Here is a 26,889-nt window from a genome sequence, read left to right on the forward strand (position 1 = left end):
GACGGAGCGGACGCAAAAGGTCCCATCCGACACTCCGGACGCACTACGGAAACCGGGTGCGATCGGCGTGCTCGTGCCGGATCATGGCGGCATGTCTGCGAACCCACACGACGCTCTGCCGATCCGGCTCAACGTCGACGACAGCGACTCGCCGTCCGACGTCGTCGACGCGCTGTTCCTCGGCCGCTTCGCGACGGGCGAGCAGCCGTACTCGCACGCGGCCAACATCGACCGTGTGCGGTCCGGTGCGTCCCTGCTGCCGCCCGGCGCCCGGGTGCTGCGCATCGCCCGGGACGACGACCGCAGCGCGACGCTCGCGGAAGGCGACGGCTGGACGCTGCTGATCTCCCGCTGGAACCGTGGCGCCGACGTCACCGTGACGGCGACCAGCGCCGAGCTGGCCGAGAAGGTGCTCGGCGAGGCGACGGACGGCGCCGCCGACGAGCCCGAACCCCAGCCGGAGAACGTGACGATGGGGTTCTGGTACGTCTCCCCGCGCCGCGGCCCGCACCGCACCACCCGGCAGATCTCGGCGGGCACCTGGGACGAGGTGCGGGAGAACTACACCGCGCCGGTCGCGGACGCGATGACCCGGCTCATGAAGACGACCCCGGAGGACATCGCGGGCCGCCTGCTCCTGCTGCACGGCCCGCCGGGCACCGGCAAGACCTCGGCGCTGCGCACGCTGGCCCGTTCCTGGCGGGACTGGTGCCAGGTCGACTGCGTCCTCGACCCCGAGCGGCTCTTCTCCGACGTCGGCTATCTGATGGACATCGCGATCGGCGAGGACGACGCGACGGGCAAGGGCCGCTGGCGGCTGCTGCTCCTGGAGGACTGCGACGAACTGATCCGCGGCGAGGCCAAGCACACGGCCGGCCAGGCCCTGTCGCGGCTGCTGAACCTCACCGACGGCCTGCTGGGCCAGGGGCGCAACGTCCTGGTCGGGGTCACCACCAACGAGGACCTGGAGCGCCTGCACCCCGCGGTGGTCCGCCCCGGCCGCTGTCTGGCCCGGATCGAGGTCGGCCGGCTGACCCGGGCGGAGGCGACGGGCTGGCTGGGCTCGGAAGAGGGCATCGGCCGCGACGGCGCCACGCTGGCGGAGCTGTACGCGCTGCGCCGGGGCACCTCCCCGACCGCGCTGCCGGAGCCTCGGGACGGGGTGGACGCGGGCCTGTACCTGTGACGGTGCTTTGATGGAGGTATGACCCGGTACGTCGGTACGTCGGGCTGGCAGTACAAGGACTGGCGCGGCGCCCTCTACCCGGCCGGCTGCCCGATGCGGCGCTGGCTGGAGGAGTACGCCGCGCACTTCCCGACCGTGGAGATCAACAACGCCTTCTACCGGCTGCCGTCCCGCGAGAACTTCGCGGCATGGCGGGAACGGGTGCCGGCGGACTTCGTGGTCGCCGTGAAGGCGAGCCGCTATCTCACCCACGTCAAGCGTCTGAAGGACCCCGAGGAGCCGGTCCACCGGCTGATGAGCCACGCGGAAGGGCTGGGTGCCCGCCTCGGCCCGGTGCTCCTCCAGCTCCCCCCGACGCTGAAGGCCGACGCGCGGCTCCTGGACGCCTGTCTCGCCTGCTTCCCCTCGGGGACGCGGGTGGCGGTCGAACCCCGGCACGCGTCCTGGTGGACGCCGGAGGTCCGCGAGGTCCTGGAGTCCCGCTCCGCCGCCCTGTGCTGGGCCGACGTCCGCGCCCGCCCGGTCACCCCGCTGTGGCGGACGACGGACTGGGGCTACGTCCGCTTCCACGAGGGCCGGGCGAAGGACTGGCCGCGCTACGGCAGGCGGTCGCTGGAGACCTGGGCGGCCCGCGTCGAGGACACCTGGTCGGCCGGGGAGGACGTGTACGCGTACTTCAACAACGACCCGAACGCGGCGGCGGTGGAGAACGCGCGGACCTTCGAGACCCTGCTCCGCTGAGACTTACGCGTCGTAGGCGGCTGAGACTTACGCGTCGTAGGCGGCCCGCACCGCGTCCCGCACCGCGGCCAGCGCGGCGTCCCGGTCCGCGCCCAGCCGCTGCGCCCGCTCGGCGTACGCCTGCGCCGCCGACGCCAGCTCACGCTCCGCGGCCGCTCCCGCCGCCGCGACGAACGTCCCGTTGCGCCCCCGCGTCTCGATCACCCCGTCGCTCTCCAGCGCCCGGTACGCCTTGGCCACGGTGTTCGCGGCGAGCCCCAGGGACTCGGCCAGTCCACGCACCGTGGGCAGCCGGTACCCGACCGGCAGCGCCCCCGACCGCGCCTGTTCGGAGATCTGCGCCCGCACCTGCTCGTACGGCGGCGCGCTGTCGTCGATGTCGATCTTCAAGGTCACGCCCCCGATTCTTCCGCACCGCCCCGTCACCCCGCCGCAAGCCCGCCGGAAAATGGGAGGCAGCCCGGCCCGCCCGCCCCGTAGCGTCCGCTCACATGACTGTGACCGTGCGCGAGCTCCGCGCCGACGCCCGAGCCGACCTGGAGGCCTATGTCCGGGTCCGTGACCTGGCCCTCCCGTTCATGCTGTACTCCCCGGACTCCCTCGCCTACGACCTGACCCACATGCATCCCGACGCCCACTACCGCCCCCTCGTCGCGGAGGAGGACGGCGAGGTGATCGGCACCGCGCAGGTCGGCCTCGTGTACGACAGCCCGGAGCCCGGCCAGGGCTACGTCAACGTGTACGTGCATCCGGAGCGGACCGGCCGCGGTGCCGGCACGCTGCTGGTGAACGCCGCCGAGGAGCATCTCGCCGCGCTCGGCGTGAGCCGGCTGTACGCGTGGGTGCTGGACGCACCGGCCAACCGCGCCTTCGCCGAACGCCGCGGCTACCGGGCGAGCCGCTCCGCGCACTTCCTCCTCCTGGACCTCGCGAACGGCACCCTGCCCCCGCTCGAGACCCCGCCGCCGGGCGTGGAACTGCGCACGGGCGCCGACTTCGAGGCCGACCCGCGCCCCCTCTTCGAGCTGGACGCGGCGACCGTGGCCGACGAACCGAGCGACGTCGACAACGAGTTCACCGACTACGAGGCCTGGCTGCGGGAGACCTGGCACCACCCCCTGATCAACCACGAGCTGACCACGGTCGCCGTCGTCGACGGCCGGCCCGCCGCCTTCAGCCTGGCCCGCACCGACGGACGCTCCCGCTACGGCACCGTCATGACCGGCACGGCCCGTGACTTCCGTGGCCGGGGCCTGGCCAAGCTCGCCAAGAACGACTCCCTGCACCGCGCCCGCGCCGCGGGGTTCACGGAGGCCGTCACCGGCAACGACGCGGGCAACGGCCCGATGATCGCGATCAACAAGTGGTTCGGGTACGAGACGGCGGCGACGGAGGTGCGGTATGTCCGGGAACTCGGCTGAGCGGGCGGGCGAGTTGGAGGTCGTCCTGGTCAAGGCGGGCCGGACGAAGATCCGTTACCGGAGCGAGCTCCTGCTGGACGACGGCAACCACGTCGCCGTCCGCGCGCCCTGGGCGGGCGAGGGCGTCCGTGACTTCGGCTTCGTCCGCTTCGAGCCCGGGGACGTGTTCACGGAGCACTACTGGCGGGACCGCTGGTACGCCGTGAAGGAGGTCCGCGCCGGCGACGGCACGCTCAAGGGCTGGTACTGCGACGTGACCCGCCCGGCCGTGCGCGACGGCGCCGAACTGGTCGTGGAGGACCTCGACCTCGACCTGTGGCGCTCCGCCGACGGCACGGAGGTACTGCGCCTGGACGAGGACGAGTTCGCCGAGAGCGGTCTCGCCGAACGGGACCCCGAGGGGGCGACGGCCGCGGTGGCCGCCCTCGACGAACTGGAGAAGCAGGCCCGCGCCGAGGGAGGCCTCACCGCGCTGCTCGCCTAAGCCGCCGTAGCCACCACCACGTACCGCTCGTCCTCCACCGCCCTCCCCCACAGCGCCGGATCGTCGGACAGCGGCTCCACCCGCACCTGTCCGGCGAGCGGCTCGACGAGGGCGGTGAGGCGGGCGGCGGGTATGCCGACCGGGCTGACCGTGCCCCAGACGCCCTCGACGAGGACCAGTCGGCCGCCGGGGCGCAGCAGCTGCCGCCAGTGGCGCAGGGCGCGGCCGGGGTCGGGCAGCGCCCACAGCACGTGCCGTACGAGGACGACGTCGAAGCGCTGCTCCCCCACCGGCGGTGTCGCCGCGTCACCGACGAGGAACGCGGCGTCACGGCCCGCGAGTTTCGCGCGGGCGAGGTCCACCATCGCCGGGGCGCTGTCGACTCCGGTGACGCGGTGTCCCTGTTCGGCCGCGAGGAGCGACAGGCTGCCGGTGCCGCAGCCGAGGTCGAGTACGTCACAGGCACGGCCCGGCAGCCAGGAGCGCAGCCGCTCGGCCCAGGCGGCCCGCACGCGCGGGTCGCGCAGGCCGTGGTCGGGTTCCTGGTCGAAGGAAGCGGCCTGCGCATTCCAATCCACCCCATCCGCACCCGCGTCGACTTCGAATCCCTTGTGATCGGTCATGGTCACCAGACTGGCACCCGCCACTGACAATCAGACGGCACTGGAAGCCGGCTCGAAAGTCAGTCGAAATCGTGATGACCGCCACTGACAGATCGCCGTCGATGAGTAACTCTCCCCGAAAGGGTCTACCTCCGTGAGAACGCGGAACTCGGTAGGCCTTGAAGGAGGCAGCCATGCGCCGTACAACCGTGCAGAAGCCCCTGAAGAGGACGGACGCCCGCCGGATCCGCGAGGAGGCCGAAGAGCGCCCCGCAGGACGTCCGGAGGTGCGAAAGGACATCGCACGCACCTGGTGGCCGGACGGCTGACGGCAGCCTCAGCCCAGTCGCTTGCGGTAGTGGATGCGGTCATACGGCCCATCCACTCTCCGTTCCACGACCTCGTAGCCGTACTTCGGATAGATCTTCTGGTTCTCCCACATCAACGCGTTCGTGTAGAGCCTGACCTCGGGCAGGCCGAGCGCACGCGCGTGTGCGTCCACGAACCGCAGCAGCCGTCCCCCCACGCCCGTGCCCTGGGCGTCGGGGTGGACGGCGATGTTGTCGAGGTGGAGATGGTCCGGGTGCTCCTCGACGACCACCAGGCCGGTCACGGGATCGCCCGTGACGTACACGCGCCCCGCCGCCACGGCCGCGGCGTGGTCCCGCTCCATGGGCTGCGGCACCACACCGATGCGCTCGATGTAGTGGTGGTAGGCGGCATCGGTCACGGCCTTCACACTCGGCACGTCGGCCGGGCCGGCGAGCCGAATCTCCTCGTTCGTCATGCGCGCACGCTACCTACCTGATCTCAGTCTCAGCAGTCCCTTAAGCGGGCCATAAAGATCGTTCCCGACCGCCCCGAGCGGGCGATTTCACGGTTTCTTGGATCCGGCACCCGTCAGCACCGCTTCCGAGGAGTTCCGCCATGCCCGCACGCCGTACGGCCGCCACCGCCGCCGCCCTCGGCCTGGCCCCGCTCGCCCTCACCGCGCTCGCCGCGGCGCCCGCGTCGGCGCACGGCACGCTGGGCGATCCGGTCAGCCGGGTCGCCCAGTGCTACGCGGAGGGCCCCGAGAACCCGAAGTCGGCCGCCTGCAAGGCGGCGGTCGCGGCTGGGGGTACCCCCTCTGGGGGAGGCACGCAGGCGCTCTACGACTGGAACGGCGTCCGCGTCGGCGACGCGAACGGACGGCACCAGGCGCTGATCCCGGACGGCAAGCTGTGCAGCGCGAACGCCGACGAGTTCAAGGGCCTCGACCTGGCCCGCGCGGACTGGCCGGCGACGAGCGTGCGCAGTGGGTCGTACACCTTCAAGTACCGCGTGACGGCCCCGCACAAGGGCACTTTCAAGGTGTACCTGACCAAGGAGGGCTACGACCCGACGCGGCCGCTCGCCTGGGACGACCTGGATCTGGCGAACCCGGTGGCGACGGCCACCGACCCGGTCGCGACGAACGGCTACTACACGTTCTCCGGCACCCTCCCCAAGCGCTCCGGCGCGCAGTTGCTGTACGCGGTCTGGCAGCGCTCGGACAGCCCGGAGGCGTTCTACTCCTGCTCGGACGTGACGTACGGCGGCAGCAGCAGCAGCGGTGGTTCCGGTGCGGGAAGCACCGAGTCGCCCGCTCCCAGCGCCTCCGCCCCGTCCGAGGAGCAGATCGAGGAGGGCGCGGACAAGTCGACGGTCGAGCACGGCGGGCACGGCGACCAGGACGCGTCCACGTCGGCCGAGCCGGCCACGGCACCGGCCCCGGAGTCGGCCCCGGTCACCGACGTGAAGGCGGCCGGCGCCGCCCAGGACCTCGCCGAGACGGGCGGCGACAGCAGCACGGCGTACGTCGCGATGGGCGGCGCGGCCGTCCTCGCGGCCGGCGCGGCGATCCTCTTCGGATCGGTGCGGCGGCGCGCGGTGAGCGGCGGCCGAGACGGCCGCTAGCCACGGAGGTCGGGGTCTGTCCGGCGGCTCAGGTCGGACAGACCCCGACCGTGTCAGCCGAGGACCGAGGCGCAGGTCGTCGGCGTGGCGTGGGCCGGGTCGAGCGCGTTGGCCACCTCGTGGAAGGCGATCAGGCTGAACAGGCCGATCGCCACGTGCTCCGAGAGGTCGAGCGGGCACAGGTCCTGGAGGACGACGTTGCGGACGCCGGTGCCGCTCAGGAACTGGCTCCGGTACGGGGTGACGACCTCGTCGTACTTGGTGGCGAGGACCGTGTACGTGACGCCGGGGACGGTGTCGCCGCCCTCGTTGAGCTTGGTGAGGAAGGGTGATCCGGCGACCTGGTCGGCGAGGCCGGGGGTGTTGGCGGAGAGCAGGTCGGCGGCGCCGGGGAAGTACGGCAGCAGCTGGGTGAGGCCGTTGAGGGTGGTGCCGTGGTTGTCGGGCGCGATGCCGACGAGGGCGTTCACCTTGGCGGCTCCGCCGAGGAACCTGAGGTAGTAGCGGGGCATCATGCCGCCCTGCGAGTGGCCGACGACGTCGGTCTCGGCGGCGCCGGTCGCGGCGAGGACCTTGTCGACGAAGGCGGCGAGCTGTTCGGCCGACTTGTCGATGGGGCCGAGGCCGTTGAAGACGGGGACGCCGGGGAGCTGTCCGTAGTCGAGGGAGTAGACGCAGTAGTCCCGGTTCTTCAGGTAGGTCGCGAGGCCGAGCCAGTTGTCGACGGAGTTGCCGAGGGTGCCGTGCACCAGGACGACCGGGCGGGGGTGGGTGCTGGAGGGCTTGCAGGAGTAGTCGTTCCAGCCGGAGTGGGGAGCGTCGGCGGCGCGGGCGGTGGTGGCGGGGACGACGGCGACCGCGGCGGTCAGCAGCAGCGCGGTCAGGGGTCTGAGCAGTCTTTTCCAGGGCAGCATCGGGTGATCTCCTTGCGGCTCAAGGGAGTTGCGACGGCTTTACGCCCTGTGATCCGGATCACGAGGATGCTGTTCATTCGTCAAGTTACGGACGGGTAGTGGAAGTGTGAAGTTACGCGTCAGTAAAAACTTCCAGTGCTAGCCAAAGACGAGCGGGGCTGTAGATGAACCGTCACCAGGCGGGCCTGATCGGACCATAGGGCGCGATGCGCGCCAATTGATCACGCAACGCCCGCACTTCACTCTCACCGAGCAGTTCGACCCACGGCCGGACGGCATCCGCGGCGGCCTCCTCGGCGGCCCGTGTGCACGCCCACCCCCGCTCGGTCAGCACCACGAGCCGGGCCCGCGCATCGCCCGGATGCGGCTTCCGTTCCGCATACCCCTTGCGCACCAGCTCGTCGACGAGCTGGCTGGCGGCCTGCTTGGTCACCCCGAGATGCCCGGCGAGCTCGGTGGCCGTGGCGCCGCCCGCGGAGAGCCGGGTGAAGGCGAACCCGTAGGCGGGCCGTGCGTCGAATCCCCGTGCGACGACACCGTCGTTGATGCGCTGGGTCAGTTCGCCCGCGGCGGCGAGCAGGACGGCGGTCAGGGCGAGGGCTTCGGAGTTCTGCACGGATGCATTGAAACACCCTTGACGAAGTGGTCAAGCAGCTTGACCATAGAGCCATATAGTCAAGCTGCTTGACCATCTCTCCCGGGGGTACCCATGCCAGTCATCCACCCGTCCGAAGCCGTCACCCACGAGATCCACGGCGCCCGTTTCGTCTCGTTCGCCACTCCCCTCAGCGGCAGCAAGGAGCTGTGCGCCTGGCGCGGGGAGATCCCGGCGGGGACCAAGGCCCCGGCGCACACGGTGAACCGCGAGGAGATCCTCCACCTCCTCGCCGGCGAGCTGCTGATCACCCTCGACGGCGACACCCACCGCGTCACCGCGGGCGACACCGTGATCGTCAACCCGGGCGCGACCCTGAGCGTCGAGAACCCGACCGACGGGACCGCCGTCACCTGGGTCACCACGTCCATCGGCCTGTCGGCGGAGCTGGCCGACGGCACGGTCATCACTCCGCCGTGGGCCAACTGACCATCCCCGCAAAGGGAGTTACGCCGCCAGCGTCCCCGGCATCACCGCGTGCGGGCCGAACTTGGCCCGCACACGGTCCGCGACCTCCTCGATGCGGCGGAGCTTGTCGTCGGTGGGGTCGAAGGTGAGCTGGTGGGAGGCCTGTTCGGCGGGGCCGAGAGCCTCGGCGCGCAGGGACATCACCCGGACCCGGGCCCGCTGGAGGCCGAGCGCCTCGTACATCTCGTAGGCCGTCCTGGTCAGCGCGGCCGAGTGGGCGGTCGGTTCCTTCAGGGTGCGGGTACGGGTCGTCGAGGAGCGGTCGGCGTAGCGCACGGTGAGGGTGAGGGCGCCGCAGACCTTGTCCAGGGCGCGGAGCCGGGCGCCCAGTTCGCCGGCGGCGGAGAGCAGGGCGCGGCGGTGCCGGTCGGGGTCCAGCTCGTCGCGGGTGAAGGGCCGTTCGGTGGCAAGTGAGCGGGAGACCCCGTTCGGGACGACCCGGCCGCGGTCGACGCCGCTCGCCTTCTCGTGCAGTTCGCGGCCCGCCTTCGCGCCGACCAGGCGCTGGAGCGTGGACAGGGGGGCGGCGGCGACCCGGCCGAGGGTGTCGAGGCCGTACTCGCACAGGGTGCGGGCGGTGGCCGTGCCGACGCCGGGGAGCGCGGCCACCGGCTTCTCGGCGAGGAAGTCCGCGACCTCCTCCTCGGTCACCGCGCGGGTCACCCCGGGCCGGGCGTCGCGCAGTGCCATGCGGGCCAGCATCGGGCCGGGACCGGCGCCGATCAGACAGTCGACGCCGTGGAGGGCGAGGGCGCGGACCCGGATCACCGAGGCCAGTTCGACGGCGTCACGCCCGAAGTACCGTTCGGCGCCCCGCAGATCGGCCAGCGCCCGGTCCGGTGGCAGCGCCTCCACGACGGGCGTGAAGTCCTCGAGCAGGCCGAGCAGCCCCGGCAGGGCCGCCTCGCGCGCCGGCGGCAGCTGGAAACGTACGCAGAGGATGGTCATCCCGCACTCCCCGGACTCTGGTGCCACAACTTCCGTACCTGTGAAGGCTCTTGACCCGCGGGGCGCAGATCGGCCCACGGATGCAGTTCGTATCCCGTCGGCAGGTGGATGCGCCGGCCGCCGGTGGAGTCCCCGTCGGCTTGCGGCATCGGCTCCGCCAGCCGTGCCGCCACCGCGTCGAGGCCCTGCTCGGCGCGGAGTTCGACGAGTTCGGCGAGGTTCCAGGCGGCGGTGCCCACCACGCTGAGGCTGCGCGGGCCGCGCCGCTGCACCGTCCCGCGCACCAGCAGCAGCCAGGAGTGGAAGACGGTGTGGGCGCAGGCGTCGTGGGAGTCGTCGAAGAAGGCGAGGTCGACCAGGCCGGTGCCGTCGTCCAGGGTGGAGAAGATGACCCGCTTGCCGGACCGGATCGGCGGCGTCTGGGTGGCCGCCTTGGCACCGGCGACCAGGACCGTCTCCCCGTGCCGCGCCTCCCGCAGCCGGCGCGCGCTGGCCACGCCCAACTCGGCCAGGAACTCCCGGTGGTCGTCCATGAGGTTGCGCGAGGCGTCCATGGACAGCACACCCAGTTCGGCGCTGAGCTTCTCGGCGGAGGAGAGGTCGGGCAGCCCGGCGGACGCGGTCTTCCGCCCGCCGGACAGCGGCAGTTGGCCACCGCCCCCACCCCGGGCGCCCCGGTGCAGCTCGGTCAGGTGCAGTTGCAGATCACGCCGGTTGGCGCCGAAGGCGTCCAACGCCCCGACCTGCGCGAGCCGCCCGGCAAGCGGCCTGCTGGGCCGCGCCCGCTCCCAGAAGTCCAGCAGCGAGGCGTACGGCTGCCCGTCCGCGATCCGTGCCGCCTCGGCCTCGCTGATGCCGTGCACGTCGGAGAGTGCCAGCCGCAGCCCCCACACCCCTGAATCAGACACCAGTTCGATACGGTGGGCGACCGCGGACTTGTTCACGTCCAACGGCAGGATCGGCACCCCGCGCCGCCGCGCGTCCGCCAGCAGCAGCCGCTTCGGATACATCCCGGGGTCGTGCGTGAGCAGGCCGGCGTAGAAGGCGGCCGGGTGGTGCGCCTTCAGCCACGCCGACTGGTAGGTGGGGACGGCGAAGGCGACGGCGTGCGCCTTGCAGAAGCCGTACGACCCGAAGGCCTCGATGATCTCCCAGGTCCGCTGAATCGTTTCCGCGTCATAGCCGCGGGCCGCCGCGTGCTGCGCGAACCAGAACCTGATCCGTCCCTGCGACTCCGGGTCGGACAGCCCGCGCCGCACCCGGTCCGCCTCGCCGCGTCCGCAGCCGGTCATGATGTCGACGATGTCGATGATCTGCTCGTGGAAGACGACGACCCCGTACGTCCCCTTCAGCGGCTCCTCCAGGTCCGGGTGCGGGTATCTGACGGGCGCCCGCCCGTGCCGCGCCTCGATGAACGGCCGCACCATGTCGGCGGCGACCGGACCGGGTCGGAAGAGCGAGATGTCGACGACGAGGTCGTGGAAGGTGGCCGGCTGGAGCCGCCCGACCAGGTCCCGCTGGCCCGGCGACTCGATCTGGAAGCAGCCCAACGTCTCGGTGGACCGGATGAGTTGATACGTCGCCGGGTCACCGGGGGCGATCGCGTCGATGTCGACCTCCTCCCCCGTCGCGCGCGCCACCTCCGCGACCGCGTGTGCCATCGCCGACTGCATCCGCACGCCGAGCACGTCGAGCTTGAGCAGCCCGAGGTCCTCGACGTCGTCCTTGTCGAACTGCGACATGGGGAAGCCCTCGCCACTGGTCGGCATGACCGGCGTACGGCTCAGCAGGGACGCGTCGGACAGGAGCACCCCGCACGGGTGCATGGCGACACCGCGCGGAAGGGCGTCGAGGGACTCGACCAGCTCCCACAGCCGCCCGTACCTGTCCCCTTCCCGCTGAAGCTCCCCTGCCAGCGCCCGGAGTTCGGGCAGCTCCTCCAGCGCCGCGCGGGCGTCGCGGGCCCGGATGTGCGGGAAGGACTTGGCGATGCGGTCGATGTCGGCGGGGTCCATGGACAGGGCCGCGCCCACGTCCCGGACCGCGTGCCGCACCCGGTAGGTCTCCGGCATGGCGACCGTCGCGACCCGCTCGGTGCCGAACCGGTCGATGATCGCGCGGTAGACCTCCAGGCGGCGCGCGGACTCCACGTCGATGTCGATGTCGGGCAGCACGAGCCGCCGTTTGGACAGGAACCGCTCCATCAGCAGCCCGTGTTCGACCGGGTCGGCGTGGGCGATGCCGAGGAGGTGGTTGACGAGGGACCCCGCTCCGGAGCCGCGTGCGGCCACCCGGACGCCCATCTCCCTTACGTCGTCCACCACTTGAGCGACCGTCAGGAAGTAGGAGGCGAAGCCGTGGTGGGCGATGATGTCCAGCTCCTGGTGCATCCGCTCCCAGTAGAGCCGCCGCTTCGAAGAACGGTCGTATCCCTTCAGCAGCATCCCGGCCGCCGCCCGGGAGGCGAGCGTGCGCTGGGCGGTGCGGCGGCCCGCGCCGACGAGATGCGGTTCGGGGAAGTGGACGGTGCCGATGCCGAGGTCGTCCTCGGGGTCGACCAGGCACTCGGCGGCCGTCGCCCGGGTCTGCTCCAGGAGCCGGTGCGCGGTGTCGCGCCGGAAGCCCGCGGCCTCCACGATCCGCTCGGCCGCCGCCAGCATGGCGGGCGCGTCCTTGAGCCAGGCCTCGCCGGAGTCCAGTTCCTTGGCGGCGCCGACGGGGACGAGCCGGCGGGCGGCGTCCAGGACGTCGGCGACCGGGCCCTGACCGGGGTCGGCATAGCGGACGGCGTTGCCGAGCACGGGACGTACCCGCTGCTCGGCGGCGAAGCCGACGGTACGGGCGGCCAGCCGCAGCGACCCCGGGCCGGTTCCCTCGCGGCCGTGCCAGACGGCCTCCAGACGCAGGGCGTCGCCGTACCGCTCCCGCCAGGGGACGAGGAGCCGGGCCGCCCGGTCGGGACGTCCGGCGGCGAGGGCGCGGCCGACGTCGGAGTCGGGGCCGAGCAGGACGGTCAGACCGTCGCCGTGGTTTCCGGCCCAGGACAGCAGAGGGGTGTCGGCTGCGGTGTGGACGGTGGTCACCAGGCGGCACAGGTCGGCCCAGCCACGGGCGCCGTCCCGGGCGAGGAAGGTGACGCGGGGAGTCGACTCGTCGATGAAGGCGCCGCCGCGGACAGGGGCGCGGCGCCGCTCCTGTCGTACCGGCTCGTACTCCTCGACGGCCAGCTCGGCGCCGAACAGCGGCCGCACCCCCGCCTTGGCGCAGGCCTTGGCGAAGCGGACCGTGCCCGCGAGGGTGTCGCGGTCGGTGAGGGCGAGGGCGTCCATGCCCCGCTCGGCGGCACGCTCGGCGAGCCGCTCCGGGTGCGAGGCGCCGTAGCGCAGGGAGAACCCGGAGACGGTGTGCAGATGCGTGAACCCGGGCACCCGCGCCTCCATTTTCGAACATCAGTTCCCAACTGCCTCACCCCCACCATACCCCCAATCCCGAACATCTGTACGACAACCGTTCGGCCGCCTCCCACCTGCGAAAACGCCCGCCGCCTCGGACTGTGGGGACATGACACAGAACGGCACCCAGAACGGCGGCTTCCTCGCCGAGGTGAAGGACGCGGTCACGCCACGGGCCACGCTCCTCGTCCTCGGGGTGCTCGCCCTCCAGCTGCTGTTCATCGCCTCCTATGTGGGGGCGCTGCACAATCCCACCCCGAAGGACGTGCCCTTCGGGGTGGTGGCGCCACGGGCCGCCGCCCAGCAGGCGGTGACCCGGCTCGATCAGCTGCCCGGCTCGCCCCTGGACCCGCGCGCGGTGGCCGACGAGGCGACGGCCCGGAAGCAGATCATGAACCGGGACATCGACGGGGCACTGATCATCGACGTGACCGGGCCGAAGGACACGCTCCTCGTCGCGAGCGGCGGCGGCACCGTCCTCGCCACCACCCTGGAGAAGTACCTGACCGCGCTGGAGGCCTCCCAGCAGCGGAGCCTCCGTACGGTGGACGTGGCCCCCGCCTCCGCCACCGACTTCGACGGACTGTCCTCGTTCTATGTCGTCGTCGGCTGGTGCGTCGGCGGCTATCTGACCGCCTCGATCCTCGCCATCAGCACCGGCGCCCGGCCCGCCAACCCGCGCCGCGCCGCGATCCGGCTGGCCGTGATGGCGCTGGTGTCGATCGCCGGCGGGATCGGTGGCGCGGTGATCGTGGGCCCGATCCTGGACGCGCTGCCCGGCAGCGTCATGGCCTTCTGGGGGCTCGGCGCGCTGGTCACGTTCGCGGTGGGGGCGGCGACCCTCGCCCTCCAGGGCGTCTTCGGGATCGTCGGCATCGGCCTGGCGATCCTGCTCGTGGTGATCGCCGGCAACCCGAGCGCGGGCGGCGCCTTCCCGCTGCCGATGCTGCCACCGTTCTGGAAGGCGATCGGCCCGGCGCTGCCGCCGGGCGCGGGGACCTGGGTGGCCCGCTCGATCGCGTACTTCGAGGGCAACGACACGACCGCCGCCCTGCTGGTCCTGTCGGCATGGGCGGCGGCCGGGATCGCGATCACGATGGGGGCGTCGGTACTGCGGCGGAGACGGGAGAGTTCGTCCCTCCAGTAGGACCTGCGGCCGCCGACGGCGGGCGCCCCCACAGGGGCCACCCGCACCCGACGACGAAAGTTGCACGGGTGGTGCGGGCGGGAAACCAAACCCCACCCGCACCCCAACGAACCGTCAGCCGATGGACGTCCCCGTGGCCGACAGCGCCTCCGTCACCGGCTGGAAGAACGTCTCCCCACCGGAGGTGCAGTCCCCACTACCCCCCGACGTCAGCCCGATCGCGCTGCTCCCCGAGAACAGCGACCCACCGCTGTCCCCCGGCTCCGCACACACGTCCGTCTGGATCAGCCCGTTGACGATGTCCCCGTTGCCGTAGTTCACGGTGGCGTCCAGCCCGGTGACGGTCCCGTCATGAACCTGCGTGGTCGACCCGCTCCGGGTCACCTTCATCCCGACCGTCGCGGAAGCCGCCCCCGTGATCGCCTGCGCGGACCCGTTGTAGAGGTCCACCTCGCTCGGGTGGTCGACGTCCGCGGTGTACTTGACGAGCCCGTAGTCGTTGTCCGGGAAGCTCGACACCTCGTTGGTGCCGATCTGCGTGCCGCTGGAGTCCGACCAGGTGGAGATCGCCTCGGTGCAGTGACCGGCGGTGAGGAAGTACGCCTCGCCGCCCTTGCTGACGTTGAACCCGAGCGAGCACCGCCCGCTGCCACCGGTGATCGCGTCGCCGCCGGCGATGAAGGGCTTGAACTCCCCCTTCGTGCGCTGGAGTTCCGCCGTCGCCCCGAGCCCGTCGACGACCTTGGTGAGCTTGGCCCACGCGGCGTCGGAGACCGTGCGGTCGGCGGTGACGACGACCTTGTTGGTGGTCGGGTCGGTCGCCCAGGACGTGCCCGGGATGGTCGCGTCGTCCTTGAGCGTCGTACGGGCGCTTCTGAGCTCGGCGAGGGAGTTCTCCACGACCCGGGCCCTGGCGCCGGCCTCCTCGACGACCGAGGCCGCGGCCTCGTCGAGGACGTTGACGACGAGCGCCTTGCTCTTCGCGTCGTAGTACGTTCCCGCCGCGTCGGCGCCGAGTTCCTTGTCGAGCGACGAGGCGAGGTTTCCGGCCGCGAGGACGGAAAGGACCTTCGGCGTGGGGTCGTTCGCGGGCTCGCTGGCGTTCGCAGTCTGGAAGGTGACTCCCGCGGCGACCAGTGCGGCGATACCCGCACCTGCCACGGCGACCCGCCGCCTGGGTATGCGTCGGTGCTTCAACTCGCGTCCTCCTGTGGGGGGTCGGCCCGGTCGGTTGTGGGGACCTCGCGGGCCGGAAGGCTGGTTGACGAGCACCTACTCTTCCGAACCCCACAGGGAGTGCACAAGGTTGACTTCCGGACGCGCGTAGAACGCGGTTGCGCGCCCCCGTGGACTTGACCGCGAACAGTCAGGCCAGGGGAATTCACACTGCAAACACTACGAGCGAGTAACTCTCCACCAGCCTGTGAGGTCTAGTCCTGTCTTGAATTCGACCCTTCCGGGTCCGGATCCAAGCGGGGCTGCGGAGCCGTAAGTTGCTCCTGCACCGGTTGCGCGACCGGTGGCGGCACCGCCGCACCCCCCGACTGCGCCCGCTCCAGGAACCGCAGCAACTCCACGGGGAACGGCAGCACCAGCGTGGAGTTCTTCTCCGCGGCCACCGCCACCACCGTCTGGAGCAGCCGCAGTTGCAGCGCCGCCGGCTGCTCGGACATCTCCTTGGCCGCCTCGGCGAGCTTCTTCGACGCCTGGAGCTCGGCGTCGGCGTTGATGACCCGGGCCCGCCGCTCCCGGTCGGCCTCGGCCTGCCGGGCCATGGAGCGCTTCATGGTCTCGGGCAGGGAGACGTCCTTGATCTCGACGCGGTCGATGGTGACGCCCCACTCCACGGCCGGGCTGTCGATCATCAACTCCAGCCCCTGGTTGAGCTTTTCGCGGTTGGAGAGCAGGTCGTCCAGCTCGCTCTTGCCGATGATCGACCGCAGCGAGGTCTGCGCCATCTGCGAGACCGCGAACCGGTAGTCCTCGACCCGTACGACCGCCTCGGCCGGCGCGGTCACCTTGAAGTAGACGACGGCGTCGACCCGTACCGTGACGTTGTCCCGGGTGATGCCCTCCTGCGCGGGCACCGGCATCGTCACGATCTGCATGTTGACCTTCCGGAGCTTGTCGATGCCCGGAACGATCATCGTGAACCCCGGCCCGCGCACTTCCGAGCGGAGCTTGCCGAGGCGGAACACCACGCCCCGTTCGTACTGTTTGACGACCCGCGCCGCGGCCATCGCGTACACGGCTCCGGCGGACACGAGGGTCACTCCCGCCGCCACCAGCTCCTCGACCATCACGGCCCCCAGGGTCCGTCGTGGGCGTCCACAGGGAGTTCTGCCTGTGGTCCGAAGGTAACTCCGCCGCCCGACCAAGGGGGAGCCCCCGTACGCGAGCAGCGCACGGGGGCTCGTGAACGCGGGGTGACTACCGGCCAGGCTTAGTAGACATGCACCCCGTACGCGCTCAGCGCCTCGGTGACCGGCTGGAAGAACGTCGTGCCGCCGGAGGAGCAGTTGCCGCTGCCGCCGGAGGTCAGACCGTAGGCGACGGTGCCGCCGTAGAGCGGGCCGCCGGAGTCGCCGGGCTCGGCGCAGACCGTGGTCTGGATCATGCCGTAGACGATGTCGCCGCCGCCGTAGTTGACGGTCGCGTTGAGGGCGGTGACGCGGCCGCTGTGCGTGCCGGTGGTGGAGCCGCGGCGGTACACCGTGGTGCCGACGGAAGGCGTGGCGGCACTGGCGATGTCCTGGCTGCCCACGGCGCCCGACTTGGTGACCGACGAGTTCGTGTAGCGCACGATGCCGTAGTCGTTGGTCGGGAAGCTGGAGCCGGCGGTGGTGCCGAGCGTGGTCGAGTGGGACGAGTTCGACCACCAGGTGCCCGCGCCGTCGGTGCAGTGACCGGCGGTCAGGAAGTAGTAGTTCCCGCTGTTGTCCTGGACGTTGAAGCCCAGCGAGCAGCGCCAGCTACTCGCATAGATGGCGTCGCCGCCGGAGATCAGTTTCTGGAACTTGCCCGGTGTCTTCTTGATCGTCAGCGCACCGGCGTTGGCGCCGGCCTGCCGCTTGATCTTGGCGATCTCCGCCTTGGAGACCGTGCTGTCGACGGTGACGACGACACGGTTGGTCTTGCTGTCGACCGCCCAGGCGGTGCCCGGGACGTCGGCCTTGAGCACCGAGTTGCCGGCGCTCTTGAGCTGGGTGGCGCTGAAGGTGGACACGTCCGATGCGCTCGCGTTGGGGATCGCGATCGCGGCGGCGGCCACGAGTCCGGTGGAAACGGCGATCAGCCGGGTCCGTCTCGTGATACCGCTACGGGGGGTGGTGCGCTTGATCCTCACTTGTCGTTCCTCCACATGGGAAGTCGGGGGCCCGCGTGGGGTCGGGGCCCGTGAGGCGCAGCCGGGGGCCCGTATGTCCGGATTCCGAACAAGCCGTGCCCCTGACAAGCGCTGGGGGGAGTATTCGGCCGAACGACCGGTAGACGCAAGGGCGCCTTTCGGCCGTCAACCTGTGCATCACCCATGTGTCGGCCAAGACTTGGCCAATCCCTCAGAGCAGGTTCCGCTCCCCCGCCTCGACGGCCGCGTCCAGGGTGTTCCCGGGCGGCGGGAACGGACAGATGAAGTGGTCGGCGAAGGCGCAGGGCGGCAGCAGCGCCCGGTTGAAGTCGACCGTCGTACGCCCCTCGGCGTCCGGCGCGGCGGGCCGCAGGAACCGGAATCGGAAGCTGCTCGTCCCGTTTGTCGTATCGCCGAAAACAGCCCACAGCGAGCCGTCCGCCTCGACCGTCACCCGGAGCGTGTGGTCCCGCCCGTCGAGGGTGAACGCCAGCTCCCCGCCGAGCCCGAGGCCGCGCTCCCGGCCGTCCGCGTTCGGCACGCGTACGGTGCGGTCCTCGTCGTACGGCGTGAAGCGCCCGGGCACCGACCAGCGCGGGTCGTACGGCGTGGCCTCGATGCCGCGGAAGGCGCGGCGCGCCTCGGAGGCGGGGTCGAAGTCCCGTACGCCCCACACCCCTTCGCGGACCAGCACCACCAGCTGCCGTTCGCCGAGCGCCAGGGGGCCCGCGGCCGCGGTGAGCCGCGTCTCACCGCTCACCGGCCGCCCGTCCAGGGTCAGCCCGTCGGCCTCGTCGGCCGTCAGCAGCACCCCGTCGCCGTCGGTCCGCCAGGTCCCGGGGATGTCCGGAAGTCGGCCGTCCGGATAGTCCTCCAGCCAGTACGTGCCGGTGAGCGAGAGCGGCCCGTAGGGCGCGGACACCGACTCGACCCGCTCCTCGTGCCACTGCTTCCACGCGTCGAACGCGTCCGAGGTCATCTTGGTCAGCCTTTCTGTTCCGGTGCTGCGAGCCCCAGGTGGGAGCGCAGGGTGCTGCCCTCGTATTCCGTGCGGAACGCCCCGCGCTCCTGGAGCAGCGGCACCACCCGGTCCACGAACTCGTCGAGCCCGTCGGGGGTGAGGTGCGGTACGAGGATGAAGCCGTCGGCGGCGTCGGCCCGCACGAACGCGTCGAGCTCGTCGGCGACCGCCTGCGGGGTGCCGACGAAGGACTGCCGGCCGCCCGCCTCGATGACGGTCTCCCGGATCGACAGCCCCTTCTCCTCGGCCAACGCCCGCCACTTCTCCGCGATCACGACCGTGTCGCCGCGCCGGGTCCGCCCCTGGGTGATGCCGTACTCCGGCACGGGGTCGAAGTCGGGGAGCGGTCCGTCGGGGTCGTACGCGGACAGGTCGGTGCCCCAGATCTGCTCCAGGGTGAGCAACGCCGTCTGCGGGGAGGTCTGTTGGCGCCGGATCTCGGCGGCCTTCTCCCGGGCGTCGGCGGCGGTGTCGCCGAGGACGACGGAGACGCCGGGCAGGATCTTCAGATCGCCGTGCGCGCGGCCGTACTTGGCCAGCCGCCTCTTCACATCGGCGTAGAAGGCCTTCCCCGCCTCCAGTGAGCTCTGCCGCGTGCGGTGTCTTCCCGGGGGACAACCCCCGGCCCCCCAGCCGGAAAAGACCACGTCGGCGGTGGCGGCCGCGAACTCCCGGCCCTCGTCGGAGTCGCCGGCCTGGATGACGACCGGATGCCCCTGCGGGGAGCGCGGCACGGTGAACTCGCCCGCGATGTCGAAGTGCGGCCCCCGGTGCGCGAACGGCCGGGACACCCCCTCCGGCGTCCAGGAGTCCCACAACTCCCGTGCCGTGGCGACGAACTCGGCGGCCCGGGTGTACCGGTCGGCGCGGTCGAGGAAGCCGCCGCGCCGGAAGTTCTCGCCGGTGAGGGCGTCGGAGGAGGTCACCACGTTCCAGGCGGCCCGGCCGCCGCTGAGATGGTCGAGGGTGGCCAGCCGGCGGGCCAGCTCGTAGGGCTCGTTGAAGGTCGCGTCGACCGTCGCGGCGAGCCCGAGCCGTTCGGTGACGGCGGCGAGCGCGTTCAGCACGGTGAGGTACTCCGGGCGGCCGACGACGTCCAAGTCCTGGACAGGACCCTTGTGTTCGCGCGGCCGCAGCCCTTCCGCGAGGAAGAAGAAGTCGAACAGCCCGCGCTCGGCGGTGCGGGCGAGGTGCTCGAAGGAGGAGAACCCGATCTGCGGCTTCGACCGCGGATCGGCCCGTACGGTGGTGTCGCCGACGCCCGGGAAGTGGGCGGCGAGATGGATCCGCTTCACCTTCGGCTGCCGCGTCATGAGGCCTCCCCCGCGTACTGGTTGGCGGGCCGCGCGAGGCCCAGGTGGTCCCGGAGCGTGCTGCCCGGATAGAAGGTGCGGAACAGGCCCCGGTGCTGGAGCAGCGGAACCGTGCCGTTGACCAGCCGCTCCAGGTCGCGGCGCGGCGCGGCGGGCGTGAGGTGGAAGCCGTCGACGGCACCGGACCCGTGCCAGGAGGCGATCAGCTCGGCGAGGTCGACGGGCCCGCCCCGGTACAGCGGGCCCTGCGCGGTCTGCCGGGGCCCTCCTCCGCCATGGCCGGGCTCGGCCGCGTGCTCGCCGTCGCCGAGGTCGGCGAGAAGGCTCGCGAAGACCCGCAGCCCGTCCGGGTTCCGGCCGAACCGGGCGGCGTCCTTGCGGAGTTGGTCCCGTACGGCACCGGCCTGCGCGGCGTTCGCCACCCGCACCAGCGCCACGTCGGCGTACCGGGCGGCGGTGCGCCGGGCCGGCCCCTCGGTCGCGTCGACGACCCGGACGGGGTGGCCCTGCGGGGGCCGGGGCACGATCGAGGGGCCCCTGACCGAGAAGCCCGAGCCCTCGAAGTCGACGTGGTGCAGCTTGTCCCGGTCGATGAAGCGGCCGGTCGGCACGTCCCGGATCTCGGCATCGTCCTCCCAGCTGTCCCACAACCGCGCCGCCACATCGGCCACTTCACCGGCCTCCCGCCACAGCTCCTCGGCGGGGGCGGCGTGCCGGCGGCCGAAGAGCCGGGCCTCGCCCTCGGTGGTGGAGACGTCGAGCCGCCAGCCCGCCCGGCCCCGGCTGACCCAGTCGAGGGTGGCGACGGCGGCCTGCACATGGAAGGGCTCGGTGTGCGTGGTGGTGACGGTCGGGACGAGACCGACGCGGTGGGTGGCGGGCGCCACCCGCGACAGCACGGACAGCGCGTCGAGCCCGGGCCGGGCGAAGGTGTCGTCCAGCGTCACGAAGTCGAGGACGCCGTGCTCGGCGAGGCGGGCCAGGTCGACGTAGGAGGCGGCGTCGTACACGGACGGCTGGTCGACGGCGGCGGAGAGATGCAGCATCACAGCACCTCCAGGGAGCCGAAGCTCTTGTGGACGGGCCTGATGTCGACCATCACGGTCATGGGTGGGGTTCCTCGCGAAAGTAGTGACGGGGGACTCAGGCCGCGGCACGTCCGGCCGCCGCCCCCAGGAACAGCAGCGCCGCCCGCGCGGTCGCGTCGTTCTGCCGGAAGGCGGGCCCGCCGGTGCGGGGCCGGGTGAAGGCGCCGGGAGTGCGGCCGTCGGTGTAGGGGCCGAGCGCGAACCGCCGGGGGTGCGGCCGGCCGTTCCGGTCGAGGATCCGCCCGTCGGCGGGGTCGACCCGGAGCAGCCCGTCGGGCGTCTCGGCGGCCCCGTCGGCGTGCAGTTCCCGCAGCAGCGTGTCCCTGGCCCGCCCGACGGTGGGCTCCGGCAACCGTGCCTCGACCAGCGCCCGCGCCTCGACGAAGGCTCCCGGCACGGTCGCGCTCGTCGCCCGGAACACCCCGCCCTCGGCGCTGACGCTCATGTCGGCGCCGACGAACTTCAGGACACCGGCCCGCGACAGCGCCAGCAGCTGCCGCAGCCGGGGCCCGGGCGGCCCGGAGGCCAGATAGCTGAAGAACCCGTGCCACCAGGGCGGCGCGCCACCGAGCCGGATCAACTGCCCGTAGACGGAGAGCAGTCCGAGGAAGACCGCCAAGTCCGGGCTGTACGACGGATCATGACGTCTGCTCAGGTCCTGCTCGACGTACCCCCGAAGCCCTTCCTGGAACTCCTCGTACGACCCGTACCGCACCCCCTCCAGCGGCCGGTCGAGCGCCGTCAGGTCCAGCCGGTCGGCGGGGTCGGGCACGGCGGACGCCACCAGCGCGTGGATCTCCGCCTCGCCCTCGGCCGCCGCGTACTTCTCCTCGAAGTCCGCCCAGGCGCCGGAGGTACGTTCAGGGTGGACGTCGAACAGCCGGTGGTAGTGGGCGAACCCCAACTCCTTCTCCACCAGCGGCCACACGTCCCGTCGGAAGTCGAACCCGCCAGGACGCGCGAGCAGTTCCGCCACCTCGGCGGGCCCGAAGAAGCGGGGCAGCGGCGGGCGTTCGCCGGTCCACTCGTACCCGATCTTCGAGTGGTACGGCACTCCGCGCCGCGAGCCGACGTACAGCACCGGCTCCCGCCCCGAGGGCACATAGGTGTCCCCTTCGTACCGTCCGCCGCGCCCCTCGGTGAGGAGCACCATCAGGTCGACGAAGGCCAGCCCGAAGCCGCGCACGAGGACCGGCTCGCCGGGCGCGAGCGCGGACAGGTCGCTGTCGGCGGTGAAGTCGGGCGGGAGGTGGACAAGGCCGTGCGTCTCGGCGTATGCCGCCAACTCGCCCTGGTCCGCGTCGAGTTCGGCGTCGAGATGACCGAGGGAGAGCACCACCAGGTCGGCGAGCAGCGGGCGCGGGCGGTCCTCCAGCCACACCTGCTGACGTCCGTCGCGCGAACCGCTGATCCGCAGGGCCCGTCTCGGATGGTGGTGGACGCGGACACCGTCGGGCAGCGCCGCCACCGCCTGCTCGTGCACCCAGCGCAGGTAGGCGCCCTGGAGCTGCCGGTCGGCGAAGGTGGCGCCGTCGATGCCGGCCCACTCGTGCAGGGTGGGCCCCGGGCGCACGGGCCCCTCCATGGTCACCGTCTCGTCGGTGAACATGGTGACGTCCTCGGCGTGCGAGTTCATCCACAGCAGCGGCGACTGCGCCTCCCGCCAGATGCGTCCGGCGCCCGGCGGATACGGGTCCACCAGGTGGATGTCGAAGCCTTCGCGGGACAGCCCCGAACCGGCGTACAGCTCGGGCGCGTTGGCGGCGATCCGCTCGATCAGACCGGTCCCCCGCGGCCCGGCCCCGACGATCACCAGCGTGCCCCGGCTCATCGCGCCGTCTCCGAACCGTGCGCGGAAGAGCGTTCCACGGAACACTGGCCGGGACGGCGTTGCGGGACGATCCGCGGGGAATCCGCGTCCTCGGGTATGTCCGGGGCGGCGGGGGCTTTGACGAGGGTGTCGGAGGACATGCGGAAGCTCCGTGTGGACGGGCGCCTTCACATACGGCCGAGCCCCTCAGCAGGGCCGCTCCTTGAGACTACGGGCCGGTTTCCCCTCACTGTCAAGGCTGTCCAAACTGTGAGCGGTACGTCTCAAGTCAGTTGACGCACCACCGGATGCCTGTTCCACTTGGCCCATGCATCCACAGCAGTGGCTGGTCAAGCGCTCCCACATCGACTTCGGTCGCGTGTGGTCCTCTTCCTGTTGAGCTGACCCCCTGCGCGCCCCGACGACCGGGGCGCCTTTTGCGCATCCCCTGCTCCACCCTCTTCTTTCTCCTTCGCCGCCTTCACACGCGCCTTCCCCTCACCCAGCGCTCTTTCTCGCTCACAGGAGACAGTCCCGCCATGCGTACGCCTTCGCGCGCCCGAAACAGGTTGACAGCCCCCAGCACCTTCGAGGCCACGCTGGAGGAGAACAAGCACCTGTGAAGTCGCTAACGCACCATCGCCACCCGCCTCTTGGGCGCAAGAGACCGAACCCCGATCACCCGATCCATCAACGCCCCCAGAACATCCCGCACAGACCCCCGCTCCCGAGCATCACACTCCAGCACCGGCACCTCGGCCCCCAGACCGAGTGCTTCCCGCACCTCATCCAGTTCGAACCGCTCCGCCCCGTCGAACCGATTCACCGCAAGGACGAACGGCGCCCCCTGCGACTCGAAGTAGTCGACGGCCGGAAAACACTCCTCGATGCGCCGGGTGTCCACGAGGACGACCGTCCCCAGAGCCCCCTCCACCAGGTCGTCCCACAGGAACGAGAACCGGTCCTGCCCGGGCGTCCCGAACAGATAGAGGGCGATCGTCGGATCAAGAGTGATCCGCCCGAAATCCAGCGCCACGGTCGTGGTCGTCTTCGACTCGACCCCGTCGAGCGAATCGACCCCCACGGAGACCTGCGTCATCGCGGCCTCCGTGTCCAGCGGCTCGATCTCCGAAATCGCCCCGATGAAGGTGGTCTTGCCGACGCCGAGCCCACCGCTCACCACGATCTTCACGGCGAGCGGCACGATCCTGTCAGAGCGCCCGGACATGGTCCCTGATCCTTTCGAGCATGTGGAGCGGCAGCTCCTCGGGTTCCCGGCAGTCGAGCCGGCCGGCGACGACGAGGTCGGACACGAGCACCTTGGCGACGCCCAGCGGGATGCCGACCCGCGACGCCACCTCGGCGACCGTCGTCGGCTGCTCGCACACCGCGACGATGTGCCGCCGCTCGAACGTCAGCGACTCGTCGGGTTCACCGACGGCGACGACCAGCGTCTCCAGCCGCAGGTCGGCCTGGAGCGGCTCGGCCCGGCCGCCGGTGATGATGAACGGCCGGACGAACGTCGCGTCCTCAACAGGCTCTACGTCCACGGGCTCTTCGTCGTTCACCGCGGCAACGCCTGCCGCAGATCGGCGATGAGGGTCGGCGTGAGCAGATCGCCCGCCCGCTCCGCGAGGACCGCCATCTCGTAGCCGACGAGCCCCAGTTCACCGCTGCTGTCGGCCAGCACACCCAGACAACTGCCGTCGCGGATCGCGGAGACGAGCAGGAAACCCCGCCCCATCTCGATCATGATGAGTTTGACCCCGTCGAAGCCGTACCGCTTGGACGCGCTGCGCGCCAGGCTGCTGAGCCCCGAGACGATCGCGGAGAGATGGTCGGCCTCGGTCCGCCCGAGCCCGTCGGACACGGCGATCAGCAGCCCGTCGGAGGAGACGGCGACCGCGTCCCGTACCCCGTCGGTGCTCTTGACGAAGTTGGCGAGCAGCCAGTTGAAGGTCTGCGAGTCGTTGTGGGCGTCGACGGCGGTCACTTGGCGTCACCCTCTTTCTGCTCGGCGCCCTTGTGGTCGTCCTTGTCGCCCTCCTTCGCCTTTTCCTTCTCCGCGCTGATCCCGCCCCGCATATGGGCGCTGCGCAGAGTGGAGAGCATCCCGGAGATCTCCTCCGGGCTGCGGTCGGGTGCGGGCTCGGCGGGGGCCGGGCGCTCGGGGCGGTCGGTCTCGCTGACGGCGTCGGAGATGGCGCTGCGCTGCGGTCGCTTGACCAGCCCGTTGCGGGTCCGCGCGGCGGAGGTGCCCTTGCCGCCCGCGGCCTGGTGGCCGGCGTTCTCGGCAGGTTTCGCCTCTGCCTGGACCGTCACCAGCTCCGCGGGGGGAACGTCCACGTCCTTCTCCTTCCGGGGAGCGGGAAGCACCGGCTTGTCGGCGGTCTTGCCCTGCGGAGCCTCCGTGAGCAGCTGCAACGGAATCAGCACCCGGGCGACCACTCCGGCCGCCGGCGCCTCGCCGAGCCGTACCTCGATCCCGCACTTGCGGGCGAGCGCGCCGACCACGAAGTGGCCGAGGAAGCGGGTGGGTTCCGCCATGAAGCTGGCCGTGCCGGACAGCCGTACGTTCGCCTCGGCGAGCGCCTGGGTGTCCATGCCGAGACCGTTGTCGACGATCGCGACGAGATAGCCGGCGCTGGTACGCCGCCCCTCGATCTCCACGGCGGAGTCCGGCGGCGAGTAGCTCAGCGCGTTCTCGACCAACTCGGCGAGCAGATGGGCGACTTCGGCGACGACGGCGCCGCTGATGTGCGCGGGTTCGATCCGGCGCAGGTTGACCCGGCGGTACTCCTCGACCTCGGCGAGCGAGGCGCGCAGCACGTCGGTGACGGCCAGCGGGGTGGCCCAGGGGCGCGGGCTGGACTCCCCAGCGAGCACGAGGAGGCTTTCGGCGTTGCGGCGCATCCGCGTGGCGAGGTGGTCCAGTTCGAAGAGGTTGGCGAGGGTGGCCGGGTCGGCGTCCTCGTGCTCCAACTTGTTGATGAAGCTGATCTGGCGGCGTACCAGGTTCTGGTTGCGGCGGCCGAGGCTGACCAGCGAGTCGGTGGCGTTGCGGCGCAGCACGGCCTGTTCGGTGGCAAGGTCGAAGGCGGCCCGCTGGACGCGGTCGAAGGCCTCGACGACCTCCCGGACCTCGGCGCCCGCCCTGCTGCTCACCGCGAGCGGGGCGGGTGGCTCGGGGCTCTCCCCGGAGTCCGCGTCCTGTACGGCGGCGACGGCGCGCGGCAGCCGCTCGCCCGCCACCTCCCGGGCCTGCTGGGCGAGTTCGGCGAGCGGCGCGGACACGGACCGTACACAGTCGAGGGCGAGCGCGCCGAGTGCGGCGACGGTGCCGAGCGCGAGCAGCAGGAACAGCAGCAGGTCGCGCTGGGCGGTGCTCTCCAGGGCGGCAGCGCGGTGCTCGACGTCGGCGCCGAGGGAGATCTGCACCGCCCGCAGCCCGTTGATGGTCGAGGTCGCGGTGTCCCACCAGTCCATGGGCGGGATGCTGGAGGAACTCAGCTTCGAGCCGCCGTGCACGGCGACGCTCTCGTACGCCAGCATGCGCTCCGCGTCCGGAGTGGTCAGGGCCTCGTTCACGCGCCGTTCCTGGTCGGCGGTCGCCGAGCGCGGGAAGGCGGCGAGGGCGGCCTGACGCCCCGCACGGATCTGCATGAAGCGGCTGTAGTCGTCACCGCGGAAGCGGCCGCCGGACGCGCGCACCGAGCCGAGCACGATGGCGCGCTCCTCACCGGTGAACTCCTTGGCGTTGCCGAGGACCTGGAGCGCCTGGTAGGCGTCGCGCAGAGTGCCGTCGCGCACCGCGTCGAGGCCGAGGTCGAGCCGGTCGAGGACGGTGATGGTGGTGGTGAAGTAGTTGAAGGTGTCCTTCACGACGCCGGTCCCGTCGTCGGCGTGCCCGCGGATGCCCGCGAGGCCGCCGAGCCGTCCGAGGGACTCGCGCACGGAGTCGGCGGCCACGTCGTCGCGCCCCTCCAGTGCCCTGTCGAGCGCCGCGCGGGCGGTGTCGGTGGCCTTGCGCTGGGCGGGCAGCTTGGCCTTGAACTGCCCGACCCCGCCCACGTATCCAGTGGTGAGTCCGCGCTCCTTCTGCAGCTCGTGGACCAGGCCCTGGAGAGTGATCTCCAGCCGTGCGTTCTTCTCGGTGGCCGATGCGTTGCGATAGGCGGAGATCTGCTCGGCGGCCGCGACGCCGAGCAGCGTGAGCAGGACCGCTAGGGCGAGGATCAGGATCCGCAGCAGCCTGGTGCGAATGGTGGTGGTCGCTTTTGCTGTGACGTCCACTGAAGTGCCTTATGTGGGTGGCGAGTCGGGACAGGGGCAGAAATGGTTCTGCTTCCGCCCAA

At 71.6% G+C, this 26,889-nt stretch carries 26 protein-coding genes; 8 read left to right on the top strand and 18 right to left on the bottom strand.

Annotation, left to right across the window (positions count from 1 at the left end):
* Positions 1-91: 91 nt before the first annotated feature.
* Together EJC51_RS11545 and EJC51_RS11550 are read left to right on the top strand one after the other, a co-directional pair.
* On the top strand, positions 92-1,186 hold the full coding sequence (locus EJC51_RS11545) for a DUF5925 domain-containing protein (RefSeq protein ID WP_126270990.1): 1,095 nt from the start codon (positions 92-94) through the stop codon (positions 1,184-1,186).
* 18 nt (positions 1,187-1,204) lie between these two features.
* Positions 1,205-1,927: a DUF72 domain-containing protein gene (locus EJC51_RS11550; protein ID WP_126270991.1), complete on the top strand. Its 723-nt coding sequence runs from the start codon at positions 1,205-1,207 to the stop codon at positions 1,925-1,927.
* A gap of 27 nt (positions 1,928-1,954) precedes the next feature.
* On the opposite strand, the gene EJC51_RS11555 is transcribed toward EJC51_RS11550, so the two are convergent.
* The gene (locus tag EJC51_RS11555; RefSeq protein ID WP_165951298.1) at positions 1,955-2,323 is read right to left on the bottom strand and encodes a GntR family transcriptional regulator; all 369 of its coding nucleotides are present in this window, start codon (positions 2,321-2,323) and stop codon (positions 1,955-1,957) included.
* A gap of 95 nt (positions 2,324-2,418) precedes the next feature.
* On the opposite strand from EJC51_RS11555, the gene EJC51_RS11560 reads away from it, so the two are divergent.
* A complete protein-coding gene (locus tag EJC51_RS11560) occupies positions 2,419-3,348 on the top strand; it encodes a GNAT family N-acetyltransferase (RefSeq protein WP_126270993.1) in 930 nt (309 codons plus the stop codon).
* Entirely contained in the window at positions 3,329-3,832 is a 504-nt protein-coding gene (locus tag EJC51_RS11565; RefSeq protein WP_126270994.1) for a ribonuclease FAU-1 family protein, read from the top strand. The genes EJC51_RS11560 and EJC51_RS11565 overlap by 20 nt, the downstream gene beginning before the upstream one ends.
* On the opposite strand, the gene EJC51_RS11570 is transcribed toward EJC51_RS11565, so the two are convergent.
* Entirely contained in the window at positions 3,829-4,455 is a 627-nt protein-coding gene (locus EJC51_RS11570) for a class I SAM-dependent methyltransferase (protein ID WP_126270995.1), read from the bottom strand. The genes EJC51_RS11565 and EJC51_RS11570 overlap by 4 nt on opposite strands.
* 173 nt (positions 4,456-4,628) lie before the next feature.
* On the opposite strand from EJC51_RS11570, the gene EJC51_RS49145 reads away from it, so the two are divergent.
* Positions 4,629-4,763: a hypothetical protein gene (locus EJC51_RS49145; protein ID WP_020139373.1), complete on the top strand. Its 135-nt coding sequence runs from the start codon at positions 4,629-4,631 to the stop codon at positions 4,761-4,763.
* A gap of 8 nt (positions 4,764-4,771) precedes the next feature.
* Here EJC51_RS49145 and EJC51_RS11580 read toward each other — a convergent pair whose 3' ends face one another.
* Entirely contained in the window at positions 4,772-5,221 is a 450-nt protein-coding gene (locus tag EJC51_RS11580) for a GNAT family N-acetyltransferase (RefSeq protein ID WP_126270996.1), read from the bottom strand.
* 140 nt (positions 5,222-5,361) lie between these two features.
* Between EJC51_RS11580 and EJC51_RS11585 the strand changes: the two genes are divergently transcribed.
* Entirely contained in the window at positions 5,362-6,372 is a 1,011-nt protein-coding gene (locus tag EJC51_RS11585) for a lytic polysaccharide monooxygenase auxiliary activity family 9 protein (RefSeq protein ID WP_126270997.1), read from the top strand.
* A 53-nt stretch (positions 6,373-6,425) separates the two neighbouring features.
* Here EJC51_RS11585 and EJC51_RS11590 read toward each other — a convergent pair whose 3' ends face one another.
* Positions 6,426-7,286, bottom strand: coding sequence for an esterase/lipase family protein (locus tag EJC51_RS11590; protein ID WP_126270998.1), 861 nt, complete (start codon positions 7,284-7,286; stop codon positions 6,426-6,428).
* Between the two features lie 172 nt (positions 7,287-7,458).
* Positions 7,459-7,902 carry a MarR family winged helix-turn-helix transcriptional regulator gene (locus tag EJC51_RS11595; protein WP_126270999.1) on the bottom strand — a complete coding sequence of 148 codons (444 nt, stop codon included), beginning with the start codon at positions 7,900-7,902 and terminating at the stop codon, positions 7,459-7,461.
* A 93-nt stretch (positions 7,903-7,995) separates the two neighbouring features.
* Between EJC51_RS11595 and EJC51_RS11600 the strand changes: the two genes are divergently transcribed.
* Positions 7,996-8,370 carry a cupin domain-containing protein gene (locus tag EJC51_RS11600; RefSeq protein ID WP_126271000.1) on the top strand — a complete coding sequence of 125 codons (375 nt, stop codon included), beginning with the start codon at positions 7,996-7,998 and terminating at the stop codon, positions 8,368-8,370.
* Positions 8,371-8,388: 18 nt separating this feature from the next.
* Here the strand turns inward: EJC51_RS11600 and EJC51_RS11605 are convergent, their stop codons facing one another.
* Positions 8,389-9,357 (bottom strand): DNA polymerase Y family protein, encoded by a 969-nt coding sequence (locus EJC51_RS11605; RefSeq protein ID WP_126271001.1) that lies wholly within the window; start codon positions 9,355-9,357, stop codon positions 8,389-8,391.
* Positions 9,354-12,785, bottom strand: a complete 3,432-nt coding sequence (locus tag EJC51_RS11610; RefSeq protein WP_126271002.1) for a DNA polymerase III subunit alpha — start codon at positions 12,783-12,785, stop codon at positions 9,354-9,356. The genes EJC51_RS11605 and EJC51_RS11610 overlap by 4 nt, the downstream gene beginning before the upstream one ends.
* A gap of 133 nt (positions 12,786-12,918) precedes the next feature.
* On the opposite strand from EJC51_RS11610, the gene EJC51_RS11615 reads away from it, so the two are divergent.
* Positions 12,919-13,956 carry an ABC-2 transporter permease gene (locus EJC51_RS11615; RefSeq protein ID WP_126271003.1) on the top strand — a complete coding sequence of 346 codons (1,038 nt, stop codon included), beginning with the start codon at positions 12,919-12,921 and terminating at the stop codon, positions 13,954-13,956.
* 114 nt (positions 13,957-14,070) lie between these two features.
* On the opposite strand, the gene EJC51_RS11620 is transcribed toward EJC51_RS11615, so the two are convergent.
* The 11 genes from EJC51_RS11620 to EJC51_RS11675 form a co-directional block, all read right to left on the bottom strand.
* Positions 14,071-15,153, bottom strand: a complete 1,083-nt coding sequence (locus tag EJC51_RS11620) for a S1 family peptidase (RefSeq protein WP_126271004.1) — start codon at positions 15,151-15,153, stop codon at positions 14,071-14,073.
* 233 nt (positions 15,154-15,386) lie between these two features.
* A complete protein-coding gene (locus EJC51_RS11625; RefSeq protein WP_126276910.1) occupies positions 15,387-16,256 on the bottom strand; it encodes a slipin family protein in 870 nt (289 codons plus the stop codon).
* A gap of 143 nt (positions 16,257-16,399) precedes the next feature.
* Positions 16,400-17,302, bottom strand: a complete 903-nt coding sequence (locus EJC51_RS11630; RefSeq protein WP_126271005.1) for a S1 family peptidase — start codon at positions 17,300-17,302, stop codon at positions 16,400-16,402.
* A gap of 211 nt (positions 17,303-17,513) precedes the next feature.
* On the bottom strand, positions 17,514-18,281 hold the full coding sequence (locus EJC51_RS11635) for a DUF1684 domain-containing protein (RefSeq protein WP_126271006.1): 768 nt from the start codon (positions 18,279-18,281) through the stop codon (positions 17,514-17,516).
* A 5-nt stretch (positions 18,282-18,286) separates the two neighbouring features.
* Complete coding sequence (locus EJC51_RS11640; protein WP_208870698.1) at positions 18,287-19,636, bottom strand: NtaA/DmoA family FMN-dependent monooxygenase; 1,350 nt, start codon at positions 19,634-19,636, stop codon at positions 18,287-18,289.
* Positions 19,633-20,682, bottom strand: coding sequence for an LLM class flavin-dependent oxidoreductase (locus tag EJC51_RS11645; RefSeq protein WP_126271007.1), 1,050 nt, complete (start codon positions 20,680-20,682; stop codon positions 19,633-19,635). Before EJC51_RS11645 ends, EJC51_RS11640 begins: the two co-directional genes overlap by 4 nt.
* Before the next feature lie 97 nt (positions 20,683-20,779).
* On the bottom strand, positions 20,780-22,555 hold the full coding sequence (locus EJC51_RS11650) for an FAD/NAD(P)-binding protein (protein WP_126271008.1): 1,776 nt from the start codon (positions 22,553-22,555) through the stop codon (positions 20,780-20,782).
* Positions 22,556-23,162: 607 nt separating this feature from the next.
* A complete protein-coding gene (locus tag EJC51_RS11660) occupies positions 23,163-23,762 on the bottom strand; it encodes a GTP-binding protein (protein WP_126271009.1) in 600 nt (199 codons plus the stop codon).
* Entirely contained in the window at positions 23,746-24,102 is a 357-nt protein-coding gene (locus EJC51_RS11665) for a DUF742 domain-containing protein (protein ID WP_126271010.1), read from the bottom strand. Before EJC51_RS11665 ends, EJC51_RS11660 begins: the two co-directional genes overlap by 17 nt.
* A complete protein-coding gene (locus tag EJC51_RS11670; protein WP_097262076.1) occupies positions 24,099-24,527 on the bottom strand; it encodes a roadblock/LC7 domain-containing protein in 429 nt (142 codons plus the stop codon). Before EJC51_RS11670 ends, EJC51_RS11665 begins: the two co-directional genes overlap by 4 nt.
* Positions 24,524-26,827 (bottom strand): sensor histidine kinase, encoded by a 2,304-nt coding sequence (locus EJC51_RS11675; protein WP_126271011.1) that lies wholly within the window; start codon positions 26,825-26,827, stop codon positions 24,524-24,526. Before EJC51_RS11675 ends, EJC51_RS11670 begins: the two co-directional genes overlap by 4 nt.
* Between the last annotated feature and the right edge of the window lie 62 nt (positions 26,828-26,889).

It is taken from the genome of Streptomyces aquilus, from assembly GCF_003955715.1.
GTDB classification, from domain to species: domain Bacteria; phylum Actinomycetota; class Actinomycetes; order Streptomycetales; family Streptomycetaceae; genus Streptomyces; species Streptomyces aquilus.